This window comes from Actinomycetota bacterium, assembly GCA_012837825.1.
GTDB lineage: Bacteria > Actinomycetota > Humimicrobiia > Humimicrobiales > Humimicrobiaceae > Humimicrobium.
Genome location: DUQM01000029.1, coordinates 22,527 through 30,000, shown reverse-complemented (window position 1 = coordinate 30,000; position 7,474 = coordinate 22,527). Strand labels below are relative to the sequence as shown.

Genomic DNA, 7,474 nt, shown 5'->3' with positions numbered 1-7,474 from the left:
CCATGGAATTTACGTAAGTAAATTGGTAGGGGAGCGTTATATAAGGATTGAAGTTCAACTGTAAGGTTGGGTGGACTTTATATAAGTGAGAATGCCGGTATGAGTAACGAAAGACAGGCGAGAAACCTGTCCACCGAATGCCTAAGGTTTCCTGGGGAAGGGTATTCCGCCCAGGGTTAGTCGGGGCCTAAGCCGAGGCCGAAAGGCGTAGGCGATGGATAACGGGTTAATATTCCCGTACGACCAGTTTATGTTTGAGCAATGGGGTGACGAAGAAAGGTAGGTTAGCGCGGTTTGGTTGTCTGCGTGCAAGCGAGTGGGGTGTCAGCTAGGAAAATCCGGTTGACGTTAAGCCCGAGACGTGATGCCGAGCCAATTGCGGTGAAGTAATTGATCCTATGCTTCCTAGAAAAACCTCTAGTTAGTAATCTGGTTCTCGTACCAAAACCAACACAGGTAGGCAAGTAGAGAATACTAAGGTGATCGAGATAACTCTCGTTAAGGAACTCGGCAATATAACCCCGTAACTTAGGGAAAAGGGGTACCACGGTAGGGTGAGAGAATTTACTTTTTAAGCTCGAGGTGGTTGCAATGCAAGGCTCAGGCGACTGTTTACTAAAAACACAGGTCTCTGCTAAGTCGTAAGACGATGTATAGGGGCTGACGCCTGCCCGGTGCTGGAAGGTTACGAGGAGAGGTTAGGGATTCGTCCCGAAGCTTTGAATCTAAGCCCCAGTAAACGGCGGCCGTAACTATAACGGTCCTAAGGTAGCGAAATTCCTTGTCGGGTAAGTTCCGACCTGCACGAATGGCGTAACGATCTGAGCGCTGTCTCAACGAGAGACTCGGTGAAATTGTAATATTGGTAAAGATACCAATTTCCCACAATAGGACAGGAAGACCCCGTGAACCTTTACTGTAGCCTGATATTGAACTTTGGTTTGTTATATGCAGGATAGGTAGGAGGCTTTGAAGCCGGAGCGTCAGCTCTGGTGGAGCCAACGGTGAGATACTACCTTTAGCATTCTGGAGTTCTAACTGCATTCCGTTATCCGGGTGCAGGACAGTGGCAGGTAGGCAGTTTGACTGGGGCGGTCGCCTCCCAAAAAGTAACGGAGGCGTACAAAGGTTCCCTCAGAGTGTTTGGAAATCACTCGTAGAGTATAAGGGCATAAGGGAGCTTAACTGCAAGACCTACAGGTCAAGCAGAAACGAAAGTTGGTCCTAGTGATCCGGCGGCTCAGTGTGGAATGGCCGTCGCTCAACGGATAAAAGGTACTCCGGGGATAACAGGCTTATCACGCCCAAGAGTCCATATCGACGGCGTGGTTTGGCACCTCGATGTCGGCTCATCGCATCCTGGGGCTGTAGTCGGTCCCAAGGGTTTGGCTGTTCGCCAATTAAAGCGGTACGCGAGCTGGGTTTAGAACGTCGTGAGACAGTTCGGTCCCTATCTATTGTGGGCGTAGGAGAATTGAGGGGATTTGTCCCTAGTACGAGAGGACCGGGATGAGCGAACCTCTGGTGTGTCAGTTGTTCTGCCAAGAGCATTGCTGATTAGCCAAGTTCGTAAAGGATAAGTGCTGAAAGCATATAAGCATGAAGCCCACCCCAAGACTAGTTCTCCCATCCTTTATGGAGTAAGACCCCTTGCAGAACACAAGGTTGATAGGTCAGAAGTGTAAGCACAGCAATGTGTTTAGCTGACTGATACTAATAGGTCGAGGACTTGACCTTATAGAGAATGCTGTGAAAAAGTTTTTATGTTTTTGGATTTTTAAGGATTATTTAAGGCGATTATTTAAGGCTTTTAAATATTTTTTAAATCCTGTAAGTTTACGGTGGCTATTGCAGAGGGGAGACACCTGTTCCCATCTCGAACACAGAAGTTAAGACCTCTAGCGCCGATGGTACTGCACTGGCAACGGTGTGGGAGAGTAGGTCGCCACCGTATTTTATTTGTAAGCACCTTTTTAAAAACTCAAATAAATTTACCCACAAGTCTGTTGTTGTGAATGTTTCATAAATTATTTTCCAAATCTTATATTAATCTTTTTATTTTTTTGATTTTTAGTTACTATTATTGATTTAAAAGAATTTTTTATTTTGGGCAGACAAATAATATTTATTATTAATTTTGGCATACATGTTATAAAATGCGTAAAATCGGTTTTGACAATGAGAAATATCTTAAAGAACAAACCAGCGCAATTCTGGAAAGAGTAAAAAAATTTGACAACAAGCTTTATCTGGAATTTGGCGGAAAGCTTTGCTTTGATTATCATGCTGCAAGAGTGCTTCCGGGTTATGATCCTAATGTCAAGATACGTCTTCTTCAAACTTTAAAAGATCAGGCAGATATTGTTCTGTGCATTTTTGCTCAGGATATTGAAAAAGGCAGAGTGAGAGGCGATTTTGGAATAACTTATGATGCTGCAACTCTAAAGCTTATAGATGATCTGAGGGAATGGGGTCTTGATATCCTCTCGGTTGTAATAACAAGATTTGAAGGACAGTAACCTGCAGTTATTTTTAAAAACAAACTTGAGCATCGGGGAATAAAAGTATATTATCATTTTCCAATTCAGGGATATCCTGCAGATATTGATTTGGTATGCAGCCCAAACGGGTTCGGAAAAAATGAATATATTAAAACATCCAAGCCCATTATTGTGGTAACAGCACCCGGGCCCAGTAGCGGGAAGCTCTCAACCTGTCTTTCACAGCTTTATCATGATTATAAAAATGGCGTAAAAGCCGGATATGCAAAATTTGAAACATTTCCAATATGGAATCTACCTATAAAGCATCCCGTCAATATTGCTTATGAAGCTGCTACTGCTGACATACAGGATTTTAATATCGTAGATCCTTTTCATCTTTCAAAGTATAATGAAATTGCAGTAAATTATAACCGTGATGTGGAAAGTTTCCCTATTTTAAAGCTTATTTTAAGCAGAATAATTCAATCCGACAATGATGACGGCAATGACCATCCCTTACACAACTCTCCAACCGACATGGGGGTCAACAGAGCAGGTTTTGGAATAATTGATGACGGCATTGTAAGAGAGGCTGCAAAACAGGAGCTTATCAGAAGATATTTCAGGTATAATACCGAATATATTCTGGGAAAAGAAAAAAAAGATACAGTCGAGAGAGTCAATCTTCTGATGCGGGAGCTTGGAGTGAAGATAACGGATAGAAAAGTTGTAGAAATAGCTCGAAAGAGCTCAGAAGAAGCTGAAATAACCGGAAAAGGAGATGAAGGGATATTCTGCGGTGCAGCAATACAGCTGCCAGATGGTAAAATAGTGACCGGCAAGAATTCGCACCTGCTGCATGCAGCTTCAAGTGTTGTTCTTAATGCAATAAAAGTTCTTGCAAATATTCCCGATGAAATTTACTTATTGTCTCCCCAGGTGATAACACAGATTGCAAAGTTAAAAAAGGGCATACTTAATGCCAGTTCAGAAAGCCTTAATCTGGAAGAAACATTGATTGCATTATCAATAAGCTCTACCACAAATCATACTGCTGAGCTGGCAATGAATAAGCTTTCCGGGCTGAAAGGTTGCGAAATGCACATGACTCATATTCCTACGCCTGGTGATGAAGCAGGCTTAAATAGACTGGGTGTAAATCTCACTACTGATGGAAGATTTTCTTCAAGAAATCTTTTTATTATCTGAGCACTACCATTTCCCAAGGTATTTATTTGGGCCGTAAAGAGTTTGTTTTTTTAAAAATATATAATTGGCAAAAAAATCCTTCATTTTATCAGCATGGGTGCTTTTCCTTTATACCTTTTTGCATCTATCGCATTTTAAAAAAATATTATGCATCTGATATATGTGAATTTTATTTCATCTAACATTTAATATATAAAAAGTTTGTTCTAAAATTTATCTAAATATTGAAAAGGAAGCTAATAATTATTATTATTAAGCAATTATTAAACAACCAATTTGGCAAAAATCATTACAGATCGGAGATTTGATGAATATAAAACATAATAAGCTAAGTCTTTGGATAGATGAAATGGCAAAGATGTGCAGACCGGATAATATTGTCCTGATAGACGGCTCAGATTCACAAAAGAAAGCACTTGAAAAGGAGGCGCTTGGTACTGGTGAGCTTATAGAGCTAAATCAGAAAATACTTCCGGGGTGTGTTCTTCACAGAACGGCTGTAAATGATGTTGCAAGAACTGAAAATCTCACTTTTATATGCACATCTTTAAAGGAAGATGCAGGTCCGACAAATAATTGGATGAGCCCTGAAGAGGGATACAGCAGGGCGGCAGCAATATTTAAAGACTCAATGATAGGCAGAACAATGTATGTAATTCCATTTTCGATGGGGCCGGTGGGGTCTCCTTTCAGTAAAATCGGAGTTGAGCTTACAGACAGCATCTATGTTGTTCTGAATATGCTTATTATGACCAGAGCAGGCAATGATGTCCTTGAATCACTTGGAACTGATGGAGAGTTTACCAAATGTCTTCATGGAAAAGCGGAAAGAGATATCAATAAAAGATTAATACTTCATTTTCCTGAAGATAATGCGATATGGAGTGTTGGTTCAGGATATGGGGGAAATGTTCTTCTTGGCAAGAAATGCCTTGCGCTCAGGATTGCAAGCTTTATGGGGAGACAGGAAGGCTGGATGGCCGAGCACATGCTTATACTGGGGATAGAGAAACCCTCAGGTGAGACTAATTATATCGCTGCAGCTTTTCCAAGCGCATGTGGCAAAACCAATCTGGCCATGCTTATTCCACCGGAAGGATTAAAGAAAAAAGGATATAAGATCTGGACAGTCGGGGATGATATCTCATGGATGAGGATAAAGGAGGACGGTTCCTTGTGGGCAATAAATCCTGAATCCGGATTTTTTGGGGTTGCACCCGGGACGAACAGCAAAAGCAATCCGAATGCAGTTGCAACAATACAGAAAAATACAATATATACAAACGTGCTGCTGAAAAAAGATGGCACTGTCTGGTGGGAAGGTGCAGACGGACCGGTTCCTGAAGAGGGTATTGACTGGACAGGTCAGCCATGGAAACCCGGCATGACTGATGCCGAGGGTAAAATAAAAAAAGGCGCAAACCCCAACAGCAGATTCACGGCACCCATCAAACAATGTCCGAGTGTGTCAGCTCGTTTTGACGATCCTGAAGGTGTTCCGATAAGTGCAATTATTTTTGGCGGAAGACGGGCAACCGTAGCACCGCTGGTTTATCAGTCATTTGACTGGCAGCATGGCGTATTTCTGGGATCAATAATGGCGTCTGAAGTAACAGCTGCCCAGTATGGAGCACAGGGAGTGGTCAGAAGGGATCCAATGGCGATGCTTCCTTTCTGCGGGTACAATATGGCGGATTATTTCAGGCACTGGCTTGAAATAGGAGAAAATTTAAAGAACAAGCCGAAGATATTTCATGTAAACTGGTTTAAAATTAATGAAAAGAATGAATTTTTATGGCCCGGTTTCGGTGATAATCTCAGAATACTTGAATGGATAATAGAAAGAAGCAAAGAAAAAATTGATGCAAGAAAGACTCCCATCGGTTTTATTCCTTTTGAAGAAGATATTGATTTGACAGGTCTTGATATTGATAAAAAATCACTGGACGAACTTTTTGATATAGACAAAGAGGAATGGAAAAAAGAGGCGGCAGATATTGAAGAATTTTATAAAAAATTCGGGAACAGGCTGCCTGCTCAACTTAATGAAGAGCTAAACTCTTTAAAGGAACGGCTGGGATAAACTTTTAAAAATACTTTTACAGATCCATTTTATACATTATAAGGCCGCTGCAGGGTTTTGGATAAAAATATGTGGATTTCTGCGGCATGAGTTTTCCTTTGGCGGATATTTTCTGGACATCACTTATTTCCGGAGCATTCAGTATAATACCCAGATCATATTCAGTGTCTGCAGAGACCACCTTTGATACCAGATCATTAAAGGTATGGGTATAATGTATGGTGTCAGCATCATTGTCATTTAAAATCTCATCAATCAGCAGCCTGTGGAGTATTCTTACATCCAGATTTTCAAAATCATAATCTGACTCATCAAGATCAGGATATAATTCACATATTTCTTTTTTTAAAGTTATAAAGAATATTTTCTGTTTTGAGTCAATGAGGCAGAATGAGTGTTTTTTTTCATTTTTTTTATCATTCATGAAATCTGTAAGATTTTTTATAAGAACCGGCTCATTTGTAAAAGACGGCTTGGATTTAAAAACCCGGCTGTATTCTTCCAGGAAAAAATACTTTTCAATCTTTTCAAGGTAATTATTTAAATTGAATTTTTCCTTAAATTTAATCATTCTGTGGGTAGGAAGAATTTTTATGTTTTCCTGGTTATAATTAACAAATAAGGTAAGTACAGCTTCCTCAGGAAAAATTGTCTGATCTGTTGTTTCAAAAGATACCGGTGGGGTATTCAGATCTTTTTTATTTCTTTTTTCGTAAATCTCATGCATAAAAAGCCTGGAAGTTTCATATCTGTGATGTCCGTCAGCTATAAGTATCTTTTTATTTTTCATCAGTTCCCTAATTCTTTTCAGCTTATCTTTTTCTGACAATCTCCATATCCTGAATCTTAAATTCGGATCATATTTTGCCTTAAAGTCATACAGTGGTTCTGAAAGAGTGCCTTCATCCAGGATTTTCTGGATTTCATTATCAGCATCATCATAGAGAGTATAAATTAGTCCGAAGTTTGTATTTGTGTGTCTCAGCAAATTAAGTCTGTCCTCTTTGGGTTTGGATAATGTATATTCATGCCTAAGCACTTTTGAAGAATCATATTCCTCTATTTTGTTAAGACCGATAAATGATTTAAAACTTTTCCAGGTTCCCTCATCATAAAAATGTTCCTCAAAAATATAAAATGATTCCTGAATATCATGTTCAAGGATATTTTCTTCCAGCATCTCATTCAGTAAATCCGAAGCATTTTCATAGCTGCTGCGATCATCTTTTTTTTCCGGAAGTATTAGCTTTACAATGTTGTTGGCATTTAATTTTTTAAGTTCTTCTTTCTGAGAATCCGATATTATGTCATAAGGCGGAGAAATAAGATCCGGGATTTCTTTTTTAAATCTTTCTGAAAAACGTAAAGCTTTTAAAGGATAGACGTCAACCATTTTTACCCTTCCTTAATAAAGTATAATAATCTTATCTGTCGGTTAATAATAAACCTATGTATTGCTAACAATATCCAATAAAAATTATTTTTTCAATATCATTAGACAGTGAAAAAATCCAAAAAATGCAGTATTTATATATTTTTTGTTCCTTCCTTATACACATATATATTATTTGAAAATATTGTTACAAAGTGATTACAAATTTTTTTGACAAATAAAACTTATATGTATATTATTAAAAGCCATTTATCAAGTTTTTGGTTATCTTTTTATTTATTAAGTTCTTATATCGGAAAGGAAACA

General features: G+C 39.0%; 2 protein-coding genes, 2 rRNA genes and 1 pseudogene (1 of these 5 running past the window's edge). 4 read left to right on the top strand and 1 reads right to left on the bottom strand.

Features of this window, described 5'->3' with window-relative positions; translation table 11 throughout:
- From GXZ93_02550 to GXZ93_02535, 4 genes and pseudogenes are all read left to right on the top strand, one after another.
- A 23S ribosomal RNA gene (locus GXZ93_02550) occupies positions 1-1,740 on the top strand; it begins 1,242 nt to the left of the window's first position.
- 97 nt (positions 1,741-1,837) lie between these two features.
- Positions 1,838-1,954: ribosomal RNA gene (gene rrf, locus GXZ93_02545) — 5S ribosomal RNA — on the top strand.
- A 202-nt stretch (positions 1,955-2,156) separates the two neighbouring features.
- A pseudogene (locus tag GXZ93_02540) lies at positions 2,157-3,692 on the top strand (DUF1846 domain-containing protein).
- 307 nt (positions 3,693-3,999) lie between these two features.
- On the top strand, positions 4,000-5,775 hold the full coding sequence (locus GXZ93_02535; GenBank protein HHT78663.1) for a phosphoenolpyruvate carboxykinase (GTP): 1,776 nt from the start codon (positions 4,000-4,002) through the stop codon (positions 5,773-5,775).
- A 16-nt stretch (positions 5,776-5,791) separates the two neighbouring features.
- On the opposite strand, the gene GXZ93_02530 is transcribed toward GXZ93_02535, so the two are convergent.
- The gene (locus tag GXZ93_02530; GenBank protein HHT78662.1) at positions 5,792-7,168 is read right to left on the bottom strand and encodes a DUF1015 domain-containing protein; all 1,377 of its coding nucleotides are present in this window, start codon (positions 7,166-7,168) and stop codon (positions 5,792-5,794) included.
- Between the last annotated feature and the right edge of the window lie 306 nt (positions 7,169-7,474).